At 49.5% G+C, this 15909-nt stretch carries 15 protein-coding genes; 1 reads left to right on the top strand and 14 read right to left on the bottom strand.

Features of this window, described 5'->3' with window-relative positions; all coding sequences use genetic code 11:
* Positions 1–355 precede the first annotated feature (355 nt).
* Positions 356–796: a winged helix-turn-helix domain-containing protein gene (locus EB241_RS06290; RefSeq protein WP_124232365.1), complete on the top strand. Its 441-nt coding sequence runs from the start codon at positions 356–358 to the stop codon at positions 794–796.
* A gap of 110 nt (positions 797–906) precedes the next feature.
* On the opposite strand, the gene EB241_RS06285 is transcribed toward EB241_RS06290, so the two are convergent.
* The 14 genes from EB241_RS06285 to ovoA form a co-directional block, all read right to left on the bottom strand.
* Positions 907–1326 carry a F0F1 ATP synthase subunit epsilon gene (locus EB241_RS06285; RefSeq protein ID WP_124232364.1) on the bottom strand — a complete coding sequence of 140 codons (420 nt, stop codon included), beginning with the start codon at positions 1324–1326 and terminating at the stop codon, positions 907–909.
* A 24-nt stretch (positions 1327–1350) separates the two neighbouring features.
* Positions 1351–2733, bottom strand: coding sequence for a F0F1 ATP synthase subunit beta (atpD, locus tag EB241_RS06280; protein ID WP_124232363.1), 1383 nt, complete (start codon positions 2731–2733; stop codon positions 1351–1353).
* Positions 2734–2822: 89 nt separating this feature from the next.
* On the bottom strand, positions 2823–3692 hold the full coding sequence (gene atpG / locus EB241_RS06275) for a F0F1 ATP synthase subunit gamma (RefSeq protein ID WP_124232362.1): 870 nt from the start codon (positions 3690–3692) through the stop codon (positions 2823–2825).
* A gap of 54 nt (positions 3693–3746) precedes the next feature.
* Entirely contained in the window at positions 3747–5288 is a 1542-nt protein-coding gene (gene atpA, locus EB241_RS06270) for a F0F1 ATP synthase subunit alpha (RefSeq protein WP_124232361.1), read from the bottom strand.
* Positions 5289–5302: 14 nt separating this feature from the next.
* On the bottom strand, positions 5303–5836 hold the full coding sequence (gene atpH, locus EB241_RS06265) for a F0F1 ATP synthase subunit delta (RefSeq protein ID WP_124232360.1): 534 nt from the start codon (positions 5834–5836) through the stop codon (positions 5303–5305).
* A gap of 14 nt (positions 5837–5850) precedes the next feature.
* Positions 5851–6321 (bottom strand): F0F1 ATP synthase subunit B, encoded by a 471-nt coding sequence (atpF, locus tag EB241_RS06260; protein WP_124232359.1) that lies wholly within the window; start codon positions 6319–6321, stop codon positions 5851–5853.
* Positions 6322–6416: 95 nt separating this feature from the next.
* Positions 6417–6656 (bottom strand): F0F1 ATP synthase subunit C, encoded by a 240-nt coding sequence (gene atpE, locus EB241_RS06255; RefSeq protein WP_124232358.1) that lies wholly within the window; start codon positions 6654–6656, stop codon positions 6417–6419.
* Between the two features lie 49 nt (positions 6657–6705).
* Positions 6706–7521, bottom strand: coding sequence for a F0F1 ATP synthase subunit A (gene atpB, locus EB241_RS06250; RefSeq protein ID WP_124232357.1), 816 nt, complete (start codon positions 7519–7521; stop codon positions 6706–6708).
* A gap of 8 nt (positions 7522–7529) precedes the next feature.
* Entirely contained in the window at positions 7530–7910 is a 381-nt protein-coding gene (gene atpI, locus EB241_RS06245) for a F0F1 ATP synthase subunit I (RefSeq protein WP_124232356.1), read from the bottom strand.
* 822 nt (positions 7911–8732) lie between these two features.
* Positions 8733–9353 (bottom strand): 16S rRNA (guanine(527)-N(7))-methyltransferase RsmG, encoded by a 621-nt coding sequence (gene rsmG, locus EB241_RS06240; protein WP_124232355.1) that lies wholly within the window; start codon positions 9351–9353, stop codon positions 8733–8735.
* A gap of 78 nt (positions 9354–9431) precedes the next feature.
* Entirely contained in the window at positions 9432–11321 is a 1890-nt protein-coding gene (gene mnmG, locus EB241_RS06235) for a tRNA uridine-5-carboxymethylaminomethyl(34) synthesis enzyme MnmG (protein ID WP_124232354.1), read from the bottom strand.
* 461 nt (positions 11322–11782) lie between these two features.
* A complete protein-coding gene (gene mioC / locus EB241_RS06230; RefSeq protein ID WP_124232353.1) occupies positions 11783–12226 on the bottom strand; it encodes an FMN-binding protein MioC in 444 nt (147 codons plus the stop codon).
* Positions 12227–12363: 137 nt separating this feature from the next.
* The gene (gene asnC / locus EB241_RS06225) at positions 12364–12825 is read right to left on the bottom strand and encodes a transcriptional regulator AsnC (protein ID WP_124232352.1); all 462 of its coding nucleotides are present in this window, start codon (positions 12823–12825) and stop codon (positions 12364–12366) included.
* A gap of 884 nt (positions 12826–13709) precedes the next feature.
* On the bottom strand, positions 13710–15854 hold the full coding sequence (ovoA, locus tag EB241_RS06220) for a 5-histidylcysteine sulfoxide synthase (RefSeq protein WP_124232351.1): 2145 nt from the start codon (positions 15852–15854) through the stop codon (positions 13710–13712).
* Positions 15855–15909: the final 55 nt, after the last annotated feature.

Genomic DNA, 15909 nt, shown 5'->3' with positions numbered 1-15909 from the left:
TTAAGATAATATATTTTATATAAAATCATTATCTGAACATGAAAAGTAAATAAAGGGTAAACAAGTCCTGTCAGCATCGTGCCATTACAAAGTCATGAAAATCTCCACAAACTTAGTCTGAGTGCCGTTTTTTTGCTGGAAGGAACTATTTTTTACAATCCAGTCAGTAATAATTAATGCCCTGGAGGGTGTTTCCAGCTGATATATTTAACTATGTAATTAACCCATTAAATAGAGAATATGATTAATTTCATATTTTTAATAATTACCTTTTTACCTGGTGTGCTTTAAAAAATAGTGAGAGGTTTTATTTTTTTATGCACAAATTAAAAAACACTATAAGTAAGGTTAGAACATGAGTGAAGAGATTGAACTGGGTAATAACATCTTCCTGTCAGAAGAAAATAATTATCTGACAAACAAAAATATTAAATTATCAATAGGTGAAAAAGAGAAACGGTTACTCAGTTATTTTCTTCAACACCCAAATATCGAACTGACAAAGCAAGAACTCATTAATACTATCTGGGAACACCGTGCAGCCACAATAGATGACGCTAATCTCACCCAGCTTATTTATAAAGTACGCAGGGATTTATCAACGGTGGACATGAAAAGTTGTATTAAAACGATTCCGGGTAAAGGTTATGTTTACATACCAAAAAAAGTAAAAAAGACCAAATTATCACCAGCACCTATTAGTAATAAAACAGCATTTATTATTTATTCAAGCTTAGTTATCATTATATCTGTCATAATGTTATGTATTATTCTTTCCAGTCTTTATCAACCTTAAAAACAAGACTGATAAAAACGAAAGGCAGTGGCTGCGATGCCCAATACCATACTACCTAAAAAAAAAGCCAGTCAGCTTACTGACTGGCTTTTCTGCAACGTAAACCTGAATTACATCGCTTTTCTGGTCAACTCAATCACACGTAATTTAGCGATCGCTTTAGCCAGCTCAGCCGACGCATTGGCAAAGTCCACATCACCGTGAGAGCTGTTCATATGCTCTTCAGCTTTGCGTTTTGCTTCCAGTGCGCGGGCTTCATCAAGGTCAGTGCCACGGATAGCCGTGTCAGCCAGCACGGTTACCGCGCCTGGCTGAACTTCCAGCACGCCGCCGGAGAGATAAATATACTCTTCTTCGCCCTGCTCTTTAACGATGCGAACCATTCCAGGTTTAATGGCGGTCAGCAACGGCGCGTGACCGGGGAAAATCCCCAGTTCACCTTCGCTGCCTGACACCTGAATTTTCTGTACAGTGCCTGAGAACATCTGCTGTTCTGCGCTGACAACATCCAGGTGATAAGTCGTAGCCATAATTAACCTCCAGGGAAACCGTTATTACAGTTTCTTCGCTTTTTCGACGGCTTCTTCGATGGAACCTACCATGTAGAAAGCCTGCTCTGGCATATGGTCGAACTCCCCTTCCATGATGCCTTTAAAGCCACGGATGGTATCTTTCAGCGACACATATTTACCTGGAGAACCGGTAAAGACTTCTGCCACGAAGAACGGCTGGGAGAGGAAACGCTGCATCTTACGAGAGCGAGCTACCACCAGTTTATCTTCTTCAGACAGTTCGTCCATGCCAAGGATAGCAATGATGTCTTTCAGTTCCTGATAACGCTGGAGCAGAGACTGGACGCCACGAGCCACCTCGTAGTGTTCCTGGCCAACAACCAGAGGATCCAGCTGACGACTGGTGGAATCCAGTGGGTCAACCGCCGGGTAAATACCCAGAGAAGCAATCTGACGGCTCAGTACCACAGTTGCATCCAGGTGGGCAAAGGTGGTGGCTGGTGACGGGTCAGTCAGGTCATCCGCAGGAACATAAACGGCCTGTACAGAGGTGATAGAACCGGTTTTGGTTGAGGTGATACGTTCCTGCAGAACGCCCATCTCTTCCGCCAGCGTTGGCTGATAACCTACCGCAGAAGGCATACGGCCCAGCAGTGCCGAAACTTCAGTACCGGCCAGGGTGTAACGATAGATATTATCGATGAACAACAGAACGTCACGACCTTCGTCACGGAACTTCTCCGCCATGGTCAGACCGGTCAGCGCGACGCGCAAACGGTTTCCCGGCGGTTCGTTCATCTGACCATAGACCAGAGACACTTTGTCGATAACGTTCGAGTCGGTCATTTCGTGGTAGAAGTCGTTCCCTTCACGGGTACGCTCGCCCACACCGGCAAACACGGAGAAACCTGAGTGCTCGGCCGCAATGTTACGGATAAGCTCCATCATGTTAACGGTTTTACCCACACCCGCACCGCCGAACAGACCCACTTTACCGCCCTTGGCAAACGGGCACATCAGGTCGATTACCTTGATCCCGGTTTCCAGCAGCTCCTGCGAGTTAGACTGATCTTCGTAGGAAGGTGCAGAACGGTGAATAGCCCAACGCTCTTCTTCACCGATGTCGCCTTTCATATCAATTGGCTCACCCAGCACGTTCATGATACGGCCAAGTGTTGCTGTTCCAACAGGAACTTCAATTGGGTGCTCAAGGTCAACGGTTTCCAGACCGCGCTTCAGGCCGTCGGACGAACCCATAGCGATGGTACGAACCACACCGCCACCCAGCTGCTGCTGGACTTCCAGCACCAGACGGGCATCACCATTTTTAACCTCAAGGGCGCTGTACACTTGTGGTACTGCGTCCTGAGGGAACTCGACGTCCACCACGGCGCCGATTACCTGGACAATCTTTCCAGTAGCCATCTTGAATCCTCTACCTAATTCGTTTACACCCTGCTCACTTGAAGCTGCAGCGGTGTTAGCTGCAGCTCCAATTGCTTGGGTATACCTGGTTAAACCGCGGAGGCCCCACCGACAATCTCGGTAAGTTCCTGGGTGATGCTGGCCTGACGAGCTTTGTTGTAAACCAACTGAAGCTCTTTGATCAGGTTTCCGCCGTTGTCGGTCGCAGCCTTCATCGCCACCATACGTGCGGCCTGCTCGCTGGCCAGGTTTTCCACAACACCCTGGTAAACCTGGGACTCGACGTAGCGACGCAACAACGTATCCAGCAGCGCTTTCGGGTCCGGTTCATACAGGTAATCCCAGGTGCTTTTCTTCACCACACCTTCATCTTCATCTGCTGGCGGCAAAGGCAGCAGCTGGACAATTTGCGGTGACTGGGACATGGTGTTGATAAACTTATTGCTGACAACATAAAGCTTATCGATACGGCCTTCATCGTAGGCTTGCAACATCACTTTCACCGGACCAATCAGATCAGAGAGGGCGGGTTTATCCCCCATTCCGGTAACCTGCGCTGTCACATTGCCACCGACTGAACTGAAAAACGACAGGCCTTTTGAGCCAATAATCGCCAGTTCACTCTCAACACCTTTATCAGACCAGGCCTTCATATCAGCCAGCAATTTTTTGAACAGGTTAATGTTCAAACCACCACAAAGCCCGCGGTCGGTAGACACGACCAGGTAGCCGACGCGCTTAACGTCACGCTCATCCAGGTAAGGGTGCTTGTACTCCAGATTCCCTAACGCAATGTGACCAATCACTTTGCGCATGGTCTCTGCATAAGGACGGCTGGCCGCCATGCGTTCCTGCGATTTACGCATTTTGGAGGCGGCGACCATTTCCATCGCTTTGGTGATCTTTTGCGTATTCTGGACGCTTCCGATCTTACTACGTATCTCTTTTGCGCCGGCCATAAGCTTCTCCTCAAAGCCTTGCGGCCTGCCCCTTAAAGGGCAAGCCGCCAGACATTACCAGGACTGGGTTTTCTTGAACGTTTCGAGGAGAACTTTCAGCTTCTCTTCGATCTCGTTGTTGTAGTTACCAGACTGGTTGATTTCAGCCATCAGCTCGGCATGGTCACGATCGGCGAAGGCCAGCAGAGCGGCCTCGAAGCTGCCGATTTTCGCCAGCTCTACGTCGTTCAGGAAGCCACGCTCGGCCGCAAACAGCACCAGACCCTGCTGCGCTACGGACATCGGCGCATACTGTTTCTGTTTCAGCAACTCGGTCACTTTCTGACCGTGACTCAACTGTTTACGGGTTGCTTCATCCAGATCGGACGCGAACTGAGAGAACGCCGCCAGTTCACGATACTGTGCCAGCGCGGTACGAATACCACCGGACAGTTTCTTGATGATCTTGGTCTGTGCAGCGCCACCAACACGGGATACGGAGATACCTGGGTTAACGGCCGGACGAATACCGGAGTTAAACAGGTTGGTTTCCAGGAAGATCTGACCATCGGTAATCGAGATTACGTTGGTCGGAACGAACGCGGAAACGTCGCCAGCCTGAGTTTCAATAATTGGCAATGCGGTCAGTGAACCTGTTTTCCCTTTCACTTCACCGTTGGTAAAACGCTCAACATAGTCGGCGCTCACACGGGAAGCACGCTCCAGTAGACGGGAGTGGAGGTAGAACACGTCACCAGGGAACGCTTCACGGCCCGGCGGACGACGCAGCAACAGGGAAACCTGACGGTAAGCAACGGCCTGTTTGGACAGATCGTCGTACACGATCAGCGCATCTTCACCGCGGTCACGGAAGTATTCACCCATGGCACAACCCGCATACGGAGCCAGGTACTGTAGCGCCGCAGACTCAGACGCGGTAGCCACAACCACAATGGTGTTAGCCAGAGCGTCGTGCTCTTCCAGTTTACGTACCACGTTAGCGATGGTAGAGGCTTTCTGACCGATAGCCACGTACACACACTTGATGCCGGAATCGCGCTGGTTGATGATCGCATCGATCGCCATTGCGGTTTTACCGGTCTGACGGTCACCGATAATAAGCTCACGCTGGCCACGGCCGATAGGGATCATCGCATCCACTGACTTGTAGCCCGTCTGCACAGGCTGGTCAACGGACTGACGGTCGATAACGCCCGGTGCAATCACTTCGATTGGCGAGAAGCCATCGTTGTCAACTGCGCCTTTACCGTCAATCGGTGCACCCAGGGTGTTCACCACGCGGCCCAGCAGGCCTCGGCCAACCGGCACTTCCAGGATACGGCCAGTACACTTGACCTTCATGCCTTCGGCGAGGTCAGCGTAAGGGCCCATCACGACTGCACCAACGGAGTCGCGCTCCAGGTTCAGTGCGATTGCGTAACGGTTGCCCGGCAGGGCGATCATTTCACCCTGCATAACATCGGCCAGGCCGTTTACGCGGATAATACCGTCACTGACGGAAACAATAGTACCTTCGTTGTGAGCTTCGCTCACCACATTGAACTGAGCAATGCGCTGCTTGATCAGTTCGCTGATTTCGGTGGAATTCAGTTGCATATGCTCCAGTCCCCTTAAGACTGCAAGGCGTCTGCAAGACGCTCAAGACGGCCGCGTACGCTGCCATCAATGACCATATCACCCGCACGGATGATTACGCCTGCCATTACAGACTTATCAATTTTGCAATTCAGCTTAACTTTGCGTGACAGACGTTTTTCCATAGCGGCGCTGATTTTCATCAGCTGTTCGTCACTCAATGTTGTGGAAGAGATTACCTCGACATCTGCGGTCGCATCATGTGCGGCGCGGAGCTGGATAAACTGAGCCAGAACATCTTTCAGTGCTGGTAAACGTTTGTTTTCAGCCATCACCTTGATCAGGTTCTGACCAGCTTCGTCCAGTTGCGGACCGCAGATAGCGATAAACCGTGCAGACAGCGCTTCCGGCGCAAGCGCGCCGGAAAGGAGTTCTGCTACCTGTTCATTACTGGCTACCCCGGCAGCGAACGACAGCATCTGCTGCCAGCTATCGACATTCTGATGCTCAACGGCAAAGTCAAAAGCTGCTTTGGCGTAGGGGCGAGCTACAGTGGTAAATTCAGACATCAGCCCCTCCCTCCTTACAGTTCAGCGACCAGTTTATCAACGATGTCGCTGTTAGCAGCTTCATCCACGGAACGTTCAATAATTTTCTCGGCACCGGCAACTGCCAGCATAGCGACGCGCGATCGCAGCTCTTCACGTGCACGTTTGCGTTCGGCTTCGATTTCAGCCTGCGCCTGAGTGACGATCTTGTTACGTTCAGCCTCAGCTTCAGCTTTTACTTCGTCCAGGATTTGCGAACGACGCTTGTTAGCCTGTTCGATAATAACCTGAGCTTCTTCTTTCGCTTTTTTCAGCTGGTCGGACGCATTAGCCTGAGCGAGATCCAAATCTTTTTTGGCACGTTCAGCGGAAGCAAGGCCTTCAGCAACTTCTTTCTGGCGCTTTTCGATAGCAGCCATCAGCGGCGGCCATACGTACTTCATGCAGAATGCGACAAACAGGATGAACGCGATAGCCTGGCCGAGGATTGTTGCGTTAATGTTCACAGCACAATGCCTCTTGTTAAGTTAACTTTTCTCTGCCGGTAACCCGGCAGAAGCCGTTCATCGCTAAACACAAGGTATAACGATGAACCCTCTGTTTACGCGACAGCAAACATCACATACAGACCTAAACCAACAGCGATCATTGGGATAGCATCCACCAGACCCATAACAACAAAGAACTGCGTACGCAGCAGAGGGATAAGATCCGGTTGACGCGCAGCACCTTCCAGGAATTTACCTCCAAGAATGCCGATACCGATAGCAGCACCGATTGCCGCTAAGCCCATCATCACAGCGGCAGCCATGTACAGCAGATCCACATTCAGGTTTTCCATGACAGTCTCCAGTTTATTTCAGTTATAACGCAGTAGTGTTGATAAAAAATCAATGCTCTTCAGATGCCATCGACAGATAGACAATCGTTAAGACCATGAAAATGAAGGCCTGTAGCGAAATGATCAGGATGTGGAAAATGGCCCATGGCACATTCAGAACCCACTGTGACCACCACGGCAGCAGACCGGCAATCAGGATAAAAATCAATTCACCCGCATACATGTTCCCGAACAGTCGCAGACCAAGAGAAACCGGTTTTGACAACAGGCTTACGCCTTCAAGGATCAGGTTGATCGGAATGAAAATTGGGTGATTAAAAGGTTGCAGAGTCAGCTCTTTAGTAAAGCCGCCAATGCCTTTCATTTTGATGCTGTAAAACAGAATCAAAATAAATACGCCAAGCGCCATCGACAGAGTGATGTTAACGTCCGCTGAAGGCACCACGCGCAACGATGGCAGGCCCAAATATTTCTCACCAATGGTTGGCAACAAATCAATAGGCAACAGGTCCATAAAGTTCATCAGAAAGACCCAGACAAAAATTGTCAGGGCCAGCGGGGCGATAAGTTTGCTCTTGCCGTGATACATGTCACGCACGTTAGCGTCAACGAAATCAACCACTAACTCAACAACCGCCTGGAGTTTTCCCGGCACGCCGCTGGTGGCTGATTTTGCAACTTTGCGAAACAGCACCAGGAACACCAGCCCCAGCACCACAGAGAAAAACATGGAGTCGATATTTAGTACCCAGAACGACGGAGCGTCGTGCGGATTCACCAGCTCGAAGGTACGCAGGTCAAGCTGAAGATTCTTCAGATGATGACCTATGTATTCCTGCGGCGTAGAGATTTCTCCTGCAGCCATGATGCCTCTTACCCTTTATTGTTAATTACAGCCGGCGCGATAATTTGCATCATCAGCACCGATAACCAGGCCATTCCCAGCGGAATAAACGCCGCCTTAAACACGCCCAGCGCCACGATGAGAACAAGCATAGTAACGGAAACTTTCAGCGCTTCACCCAGCGCAAAAGTCCAGGCAAGCCGCCCCGTCACTTCATGCCCTGCCCGGTGGCGCCAGGCAAAAATCATAAACAACACGTTTGGCAGCCAGGCCGCCAGCCCACCCACAATCGCGGACAAGCCCCAGGTCAGATCTTTAACGGTACAGAGCGCGCCGATTACGACAAAAGTCACCAGCTGAAGTACCAGCACGGTCCGGGCAAATTTCACTTTGTAAAGAGACACTGACATGACGCAAAAATCTCCAGCCCTTCTGGGGTATGTCGCGTGTCGTATAAAACTGCCTTTGCTCTGTTGAGTCAAGCAGCAAAAAACGAGCAAATTATACGGTGCGCCCCTGCGATTTCAATGGATAAGTAACGAAAAGGTGAACAATTATTTAAATTTCTTACGCGATGCCTGTTTTCCAAAACGGTCATCAACCGTAACTGGAAGAAAAATGAAGGCAAATATCAATAAACCTGGCCAGTAAAGCGTGTCAAAGATCACATTTCAGCAATATAATACAGTTTGCAAAGATGAGAATAATCTTAGATTAATTAAAGAAAAAAAATATTTTTACCATTATTTTCAGTTAGTTAATAAACATAAATTCAGGAAATACAATTATTTTCATAACAACATGCATACTGACATAGTTGACAACGATTTAATCTTTTCTGCTCCACGACTATTTAAGGTTTTCAGCAGGTATATTTACCAGGGTGACTATTTAAGAGAAGATAATGACGTCATGATGTGATAATCATGATAATACAATGTAAAAACAAAGTTAATAATCAATAATCCAGTCTGGTAATTTCAATCGGTCATTTTAACTTTTCAAAAACAAACCACCGCCCAAAATAATTATAAAAAAAGCATAAAATCCTACTTTTTCAGTCAGCGCGTGATGACTAACAATCCATCCATGATTTTTTTATGCAAAAAAGTCACCTTAAGTAACTAAATTCTAGTAACAACCTGGTCACTTAACGCCAGCATCTGCGTTGTTTATCACTGACAGATTCACTATAAAAACCAGACAAACGGTGACTGGAATACAGACCTCAGTCAGTTTGGCGGATTGATCATCACCAGATGGCGCTCACCTTCCAGATGCGGAACCGATAACTTCAGGACGCGATTAAGCGTAAAGCCGCCGGGCAGAGCTGATATTTCACCTTCAGGAATAACGCCCTTAAGCGCATAAAACATCCCGTTTTCCGCCGGCAGATGATGACACCAGTTAAGCATATCGTTCAGTGAGGCGAATGCACGACTGATCACGCCATCAAAGGGAGGTTCAGCATCAAAATCCTCCACACGGCTTTGTACCGGAGTAATGTTGCTTAGCTGTAACTCGTGCTGCACCTGCTTTAAAAATCGTATCCGTTTACCCAGACTGTCCAGCAGGGTGAAATGAGCGTCAGGGCGGACGATAGCTAAGGGTACGCCTGGCAGTCCAGGGCCTGTTCCCACATCAATAAAGCGATTTCCCCTTAAATGGGGCTCCACCACAATACTGTCGAGAATATGGCGAACCAACATTTGTTCCGGGTCGCGCACAGAAGTCAGATTGTAGGCCTTGTTCCATTTGTGCAGCAGGGCTACATAGTCCAACAGTTGGCTTATTTGTTGATCGGACAACGCTATTTCAGCTTGTTTAAGTAGGGCAGAAAGTTTATTAATCACAATAACTTCCGTGACAATGAGATGAAGAGGCGACGGGTACTCGCCCCTGAACAGATAATCAGGATCCTGAGGTAGCGATCAGGCACTTTTACGCAAAAGTCCCTGTTTTTTCAACCAGATCAGTAAAATCGATATTGCCGCAGGTGTGATCCCGGATATGCGCGAAGCCTGACCAATAGAGACTGGCTTATGATCGTTGAGTTTGGCTTTCACCTCGTTGGAAAGACCATTGACCTGTTGGTAATCAAGATCCGCCGGTAACAGCGTGTTCTCATTACGAAGATGGCGGTCAATCTCTTCCTGCTGGCGGGCGATATAACCTTCATACTTCACCTGAATTTCCACCTGCTCTGCCGCCTGGGGATCATTCAACGCGGGGGCAAATGTGCTCATCGTCATCAGTTGCTGATAGGTCATCTCGGGACGACGGAGAAGATCTTCGCCGTTGGCTTCTTTGGTCAGTGCCGTACTTAGCGTACGGTTTATTTCCTCAATGGATTCAGACTTTGGATGGACACGGATGTCACGCAGTCGTTGACGCTCCTGCTCAATACTTTCCAGCTTCTCGTTGTAGCGCGCCCAGCGGGCATCATCCACCAGACCCAGCTCGCGTCCTGCTTCAGTCAGGCGCAAATCAGCGTTATCTTCACGCAGCATCAGACGATATTCCGCCCTGGAAGTGAACATGCGGTACGGTTCTTTGGTTCCCAGCGTACAGAGATCGTCAACCAGCACGCCAAGATACGCCTGATCGCGACGTGGCGACCAGCTGTCTTTATCCGCAGAAAGGCGGCCAGCATTAAGGCCAGCCAGCAACCCTTGCGCAGCGGCTTCTTCGTACCCGGTGGTGCCATTAATCTGTCCGGCAAAAAACAGCCCCTGAATAAACTTGCTTTCCAGCGTTGGCTTCAGATCCCGCGGATCGAAGAAATCATATTCAATGGCATAGCCTGGACGAACGATCTTCGCATTCTCCATGCCCTGCATTGAGCGGACAATCTGCATCTGAACATCAAATGGCAGGCTGGTGGATATGCCATTTGGATAAACTTCATTCGTGGTCAGCCCTTCCGGTTCCAGAAAGATCTGATGTGCATTGCGATCGGCAAAACGCATCACTTTATCTTCAATTGAAGGACAGTAGCGGGGGCCGATTCCTTCAATCACCCCGGCGTACATCGGGCTGCGATCGAGGTTATCGCGGATCACCTGATGCGTTTTTTCGTTAGTGTAGGTGATGTAACAAGGTATCTGCAGTGGGTGCTGTGCCGCATTGCCCATAAATGAGAACACGGGAACGGGATTATCGCCGTGTTGTGGAGCCAGTACGCTGAAATCAATGGTTCTGGCATCGATACGAGGAGGGGTTCCTGTCTTCAGGCGACTTACACGCAGCGGAAGTTCACGCAAACGACGGGAAAGGGCAATCGAAGGGGGATCGCCTGCACGACCACCGCTGTAATTATCCATGCCAATGTGGATTTTACCATCCAGGAAAGTCCCAACGGTCAGCACAACCGCTCTGGCGCGAAATTTCAACCCCATCTGGGTCACAGCACCTGCCACACGATCGTTCTCAACAATCAGATCCTCAACCGCCTGCTGGAAGATCATCAGATTAGGCTGGTTCTCCAGCGCTGTGCGCACAGCCTGCCGGTAGAGCACGCGATCCGCCTGAGCACGGGTGGCCCGCACCGCCGGGCCTTTGCTGGCGTTTAGTATCCTGAACTGGATGCCTGCATGGTCTGTAGCCTGCGCCATCAGTCCACCAAGCGCATCCACTTCTTTAACCAGATGTCCTTTGCCAATTCCCCCGATCGCCGGATTACAGGACATTTGTCCAAGCGTATCAATATTATGGGTTAAAAGCAGGGTTTGTTGACCCATTCGGGCTGACGCCATGGCGGCTTCCGTGCCCGCATGACCGCCACCGATCACGATGACGTCAAAAGGATCTGGATAAAACATGGTGCTTGACCTCGCGGCTGTGCGATTGAGAGTGAGCTGTCTGAGGCCGAGGATTCTACTCAACTTTAGACGATGGTGAAAGTGCAGGGTCTGGTGTGTATTAAAAAGAAGATCTTTTTTATTTAAAGATCTCTTTGTTAGATCTTCTATTAGGATCGACGATCTCTGTGGATAAGCCCTTTTTCCTGAAGACGATCATTGGCTTAAGAAGGATCATTAGCTGTGTAAGATCGGTGATCCAGCGGCGTATAATCTGGGATCAATTCCCCCTTTTATTCACAGGTACTGGCGAGACATACACTTATTATTGGGATAACAACCGGTTATTACCGTGAATTGAGCATAGTTATCCACAATTATTTGCCTGAAAAAGCGGCGGAACAGGGCATAATTTACAAAACTCCTGCGATTTTTCACCTGTGCTCCCGCCGGAAACGCGACGATCCGGCGGTCCAGGATCCTCAACTCAACAGCGTTTTCCAGTTTTCCACCCACTCCTCGGCCGGATCCTCAGGGATCTCATGCTCCAGTACATCAATATCCAGACGATCGCCCAGCCGTTTCGCGCCACAGGCGGTCAGCAGACGATCCATCTTGTCTATTGCACCACAGAACAGATCGTATTCACGATTACCAATGCCCATGGCACCGTAACGAACCCGGCTCAGATCGGGTTTGTTCTCTTCTATTTCATCGAACAGGGGTTGCAGATTATCCGGCAGGTCGCCAGCACCATGGGTAGAGGTCACTACCAGCCATGTTCCCTCAGCGGAAAGCTCACTCAGTTCGGGACCGTGTAATACCTCTGTTGAAAAACCGGCTTCTTCTAATTTCTCCGCCAGCATCTCAGCGACGTATTCGGCGCTGCCCAAGGTGCTACCGGTGATTAAGGTGACGTTGGCCATAAAAGGCTCCCTGTGCGTAAAGGCGATTATTGTACGCTGTGATCAGTCTGGGATCTACCTGTGGAAAAGTGCGGCTTTTTTATCAGGTACAGGGCGTAACCACAGCTTATCCGGTTGTGGATAATTTTGCGCACAGATCAGGGCTTGATCGCGCGTGAAATTGGGTTCTGCAGGGATATCAGGGTCTCGGTAGACTGGATTTCGTCAATAGTCTGGATCTTGTTGATGAGCACCTGTTGTAGGGCATCGATCGAGCGGCACATTACCTTAATAAAGATGCTGTAGTGGCCGGTGGTGTACCAGGCTTCGACGACTTCTTCAAGCGCATCCAGCTTTGCCACCGCTGCGGGATAATCTCTCGCGCTTTTCAGGATAATGCCGATAAAGCAGCAGACGTCATAACCCAGCTGTTTGGGATCGATTTCCACACGCGTGCCCTTGATGATGCCAGCCTGCTTCATTTTCTCCACGCGGACGTGAATGGTGCCGGGGCTGACGTTAAACTGCTTGGCCAGTTCAGCATAGGCAACGCGGGCATTATCCAGCAGTGCGTTCAGAATGCTTCGATCGAGATCGTCGGGTTGAAGATTATCTGCCATAAAGGCTCCTGAATTGATGATTATTCAATATATCAGGGATAATGTGCAGGAAATAAAGTTAGGAGGCAATAAAAACAGTTTATCCGCTGATTAAGCCACCGCGAGTGTAAAAATATTTAGTTAAAAAACGTGATGTCAGCTAATTTCAATTCTTCTTTGTAATTGATTTAATTAAAATAAAATAATATTTTTTTAGGTGGGGATTATTTTCATTCTTTGATAATTAGAAAGAAGACTGTCAGTGCCATGCCATGTACATTAATAGGTTAATACTGGAAGGAGGTTGTTTTTTTCTTTCTTGCGGCCGTTTTTATACTTCACCATTTAATGGCAATTGAATATTTTTAAAGCATAAATAAAAGAGTACGGCAAGGCTATCTTCTGAGGTTGATGAGGATATTACGCCGAACTTACAGGGAAAATAGCCAGCGTCATGGCCTGGTCTACGTTGTTCATGGCTGACCATATGGAGCATGGTCGAGTTATTAACCCCGGCCCACAGCACACGACGAAAAATTTACAATGTTGCGGAGTCACTGCCTTTGTATTTGTCGATATTCACGACGTTAATTCATCAGCTCACGGAGACACAGGAATTGAAAATAAGGAAACAGGCGGAAAATGAGCGTCTGCTCGTTACGCTATTACGTTCGGTGCAAAAATAAAAGGCAGCATCGCTTTTGTGACGGTATAAAAAGATGTCAACAGTATGCGGAAAAAACAAAGCTGGTAGCTGCAAAGGCACAGTTATGGTAATTGTCGAACCGCTAATCTGCTGATTTAAACACCGCGAACAGGTCAGATATTCACCGTAATTTCAAATAAGGTGCCAGAAATATTTATTTCTGGCACCTTCTCCTGCCCTGCTTACGCGATGAAAAGCCCTATCGCTTACGCCACACCGTCAGCTGCGCGACCGTATGCTGATATTTGCGGGCCGTCTCGCGGATCACAAAAGGCACATCCTGCGGCGCGGCAATCTCTTCAAAGTCCGCCGCCAGCAACCGCTGTAACGCCTGATAAGTGCTCAGTGCTTCGCCGTTTTCACGCACGCCACCCAGCCAGTTTTCTTTTGGCGTGTACTCTTCAAGCCAGGTATAAGGCGAGGAGAGCATCAGTATGCCACCGACATTGAGCATTCTGGTGATGTCCTGCAAAAACCGCTTAGGCTGACGCAGCCTGTCAATCAGATTAGCTGCCAGCACCAAATCATAACCATCCTGCTGTGGCTTCAGATTACAGGCATCACCCTGCACAAAATGAATCCGGCTGGCCTGCTCTGCGCCCAGCGCAAAATCTTTTAGCCGCACCTGACGGTATTCAACCAGATCGCCCTCTTCCTGCGTCACATAGCGAAAATCTTCGCCGCCGGTCAGTTGAAGGGCGACATCGATAAAGCGGGCCGAGTAATCCATACCCACAACCTGCTCAAAGTGACGGGCCAGTTCAAAGCTTGCACGACCGGTAGCACAGCCGATATCCAGCGCGCGGCCTCGCTTTTTGGTCATCCGGCAGGCAATCTCTACCAGTGCGGTGGCATAGTTCGCCGTGCCAAAGTATTCAGGCCCGTACTGGAAATCGAGATACTGCGAGACCATGCTGTCGGTTTCATAAGGATTGACCGACATCATTTCCTGATGGCTGGAAACGACATAGCGAAAACCCGCGTGTTGAAAGAAATGCCTGCGAAAAGCATAGCGCGATGATTTCAGCGCTTCGTTGCCGGTGGAAATCCAGCTTCCGCCTTTGATCAGCGCGTGTTTTCCGTCAAAGGTGGGTGTGGAAAAATCATCGTACAGAGGATGAACCTTAAAGCCTTCCAGACCGTTGATTGGCGTGGTGGTCCACTGCCAGACGTTGCCAACCAGATCAAAAAAGTCGCCCTGCGCAAAACGATCCACCGGGCAGGAAGATGCCCACCAGGCCAAATTAATATTCCCTGGCGCTTCATTCCAGCTGGTCTGATCGCCGGGAAGCTGTTCCCGCAGCAGCAGCCATTCTGCTTCGCTGGGTAACTGGATGGATTTACCGGTTTCATCAGCTTTCCAGCGACAGAACGCGGCGGCTTCCAGCTGATTGACTTCAACTGGCCAGTCCCACGGCATCGGCACTTCTTCCGTCATCAGTCGCAGTTTTAGCTGCTCTGGCTTTTCCGGTGTTCCTGTCCAGAATGTGGGCATGGTCGCCTGAGCAAAATTACGCCAGCCCAGGCCTTCCTCATCCCACCAGCGATCGTTCTGATAACCGCCCGCGGCGATAAATTCAAAATATTCCGCGTTGCTGGTTAACATCTGGCTGGCTTTGAAAGGGTTAACCTCACTGACCAGTGTGCCGTATTCGTTATCCCAGCCATAGGTATCGTCGGTTTTACCCTGCGTAACGCGGGCACCTTCCACTGCAATCAGCTTGTTATCCGGCACGGAACTACGTTCATGGCGGGCGTCATGACACGCAGGCCAGTGCGGTTGCGGTTTCACCCACGCCAGCGGTAACTGGCGGATCAACACGCTGGAGGTTTCCAGATGGATGCGCTCATGCTCGATCCCCATCAGTACAACCCATGCCGGACTGTCCCAGCTGATGGGCAGGGTAAGGGGCATCTCCTTAATAAAGGTTTCCACCCGCTGGCGCACTTTGCCACGGTAATCACGCAGTTCAGAAAGCGTTGGCCAGCAATAGTGGCTGGTATTCAGATCGTCCCAGCTCATCTCATCAACGCCGATGGCCATCATTGCTTCAATGTTGGCATCAATCCGTTCTGTTATCAGGCCCCCTGCCATCAGCTTATTAATGTAAAACGTTGCGGTGTGGCCATAGTAGAATACCAGCGGGTGGCGTAGCGGAATCGCTTTGTTATAGTACGCTTTTTCATCACTCAGGCAGTCGAACAGGCTTTCATAAAGCGTCCAGGTCTGGGTGAAGTAAGTGAGGAGTTCCTGGCGTTTTTTTTCTGGGCTGCTGCCGTTAAGTAGCAGCGTCCGGGTGGGCGCGGGAAGCCCTGATACTGTAGTTTGCGATAGTGTTGCCACGTCGTGCTCCTGGTATGCCTGTTGGCTGAAACATAGTTATGACTATAGCAAACAA

The organism is Erwinia psidii, from assembly GCF_003846135.1.
Taxonomy (GTDB): domain Bacteria; phylum Pseudomonadota; class Gammaproteobacteria; order Enterobacterales; family Enterobacteriaceae; genus Erwinia; species Erwinia psidii.
Note: the sequence above shows the minus strand (reverse complement) of the source record. Positions and strands in the feature narration are given on the sequence as shown.

Coding starts and splice junctions, on each gene's coding strand:
- mioC (WP_124232353.1), bottom strand. CDS start 12,226: ATGGCCAACGTCACCTTAATCACCGGTAGCACCTTGGGCAGCGCCGAA.
- asnC (WP_124232352.1), bottom strand. CDS start 12,825: ATGGCAGATAATCTTCAACCCGACGATCTCGATCGAAGCATTCTGAAC.
- atpI (WP_124232356.1), bottom strand. CDS start 7,910: ATGTCAGTGTCTCTTTACAAAGTGAAATTTGCCCGGACCGTGCTGGTA.
- EB241_RS06285 (WP_124232364.1), bottom strand. CDS start 1,326: ATGGCTACGACTTATCACCTGGATGTTGTCAGCGCAGAACAGCAGATG.
- EB241_RS06290 (WP_124232365.1), top strand. CDS start 356: ATGAGTGAAGAGATTGAACTGGGTAATAACATCTTCCTGTCAGAAGAA.
- atpH (WP_124232360.1), bottom strand. CDS start 5,836: ATGTCTGAATTTACCACTGTAGCTCGCCCCTACGCCAAAGCAGCTTTT.
- mnmG (WP_124232354.1), bottom strand. CDS start 11,321: ATGTTTTATCCAGATCCTTTTGACGTCATCGTGATCGGTGGCGGTCAT.
- atpA (WP_124232361.1), bottom strand. CDS start 5,288: ATGCAACTGAATTCCACCGAAATCAGCGAACTGATCAAGCAGCGCATT.
- atpE (WP_124232358.1), bottom strand. CDS start 6,656: ATGGAAAACCTGAATGTGGATCTGCTGTACATGGCTGCCGCTGTGATG.
- atpB (WP_124232357.1), bottom strand. CDS start 7,521: ATGGCTGCAGGAGAAATCTCTACGCCGCAGGAATACATAGGTCATCAT.
- atpD (WP_124232363.1), bottom strand. CDS start 2,733: ATGGCTACTGGAAAGATTGTCCAGGTAATCGGCGCCGTGGTGGACGTC.
- atpG (WP_124232362.1), bottom strand. CDS start 3,692: ATGGCCGGCGCAAAAGAGATACGTAGTAAGATCGGAAGCGTCCAGAAT.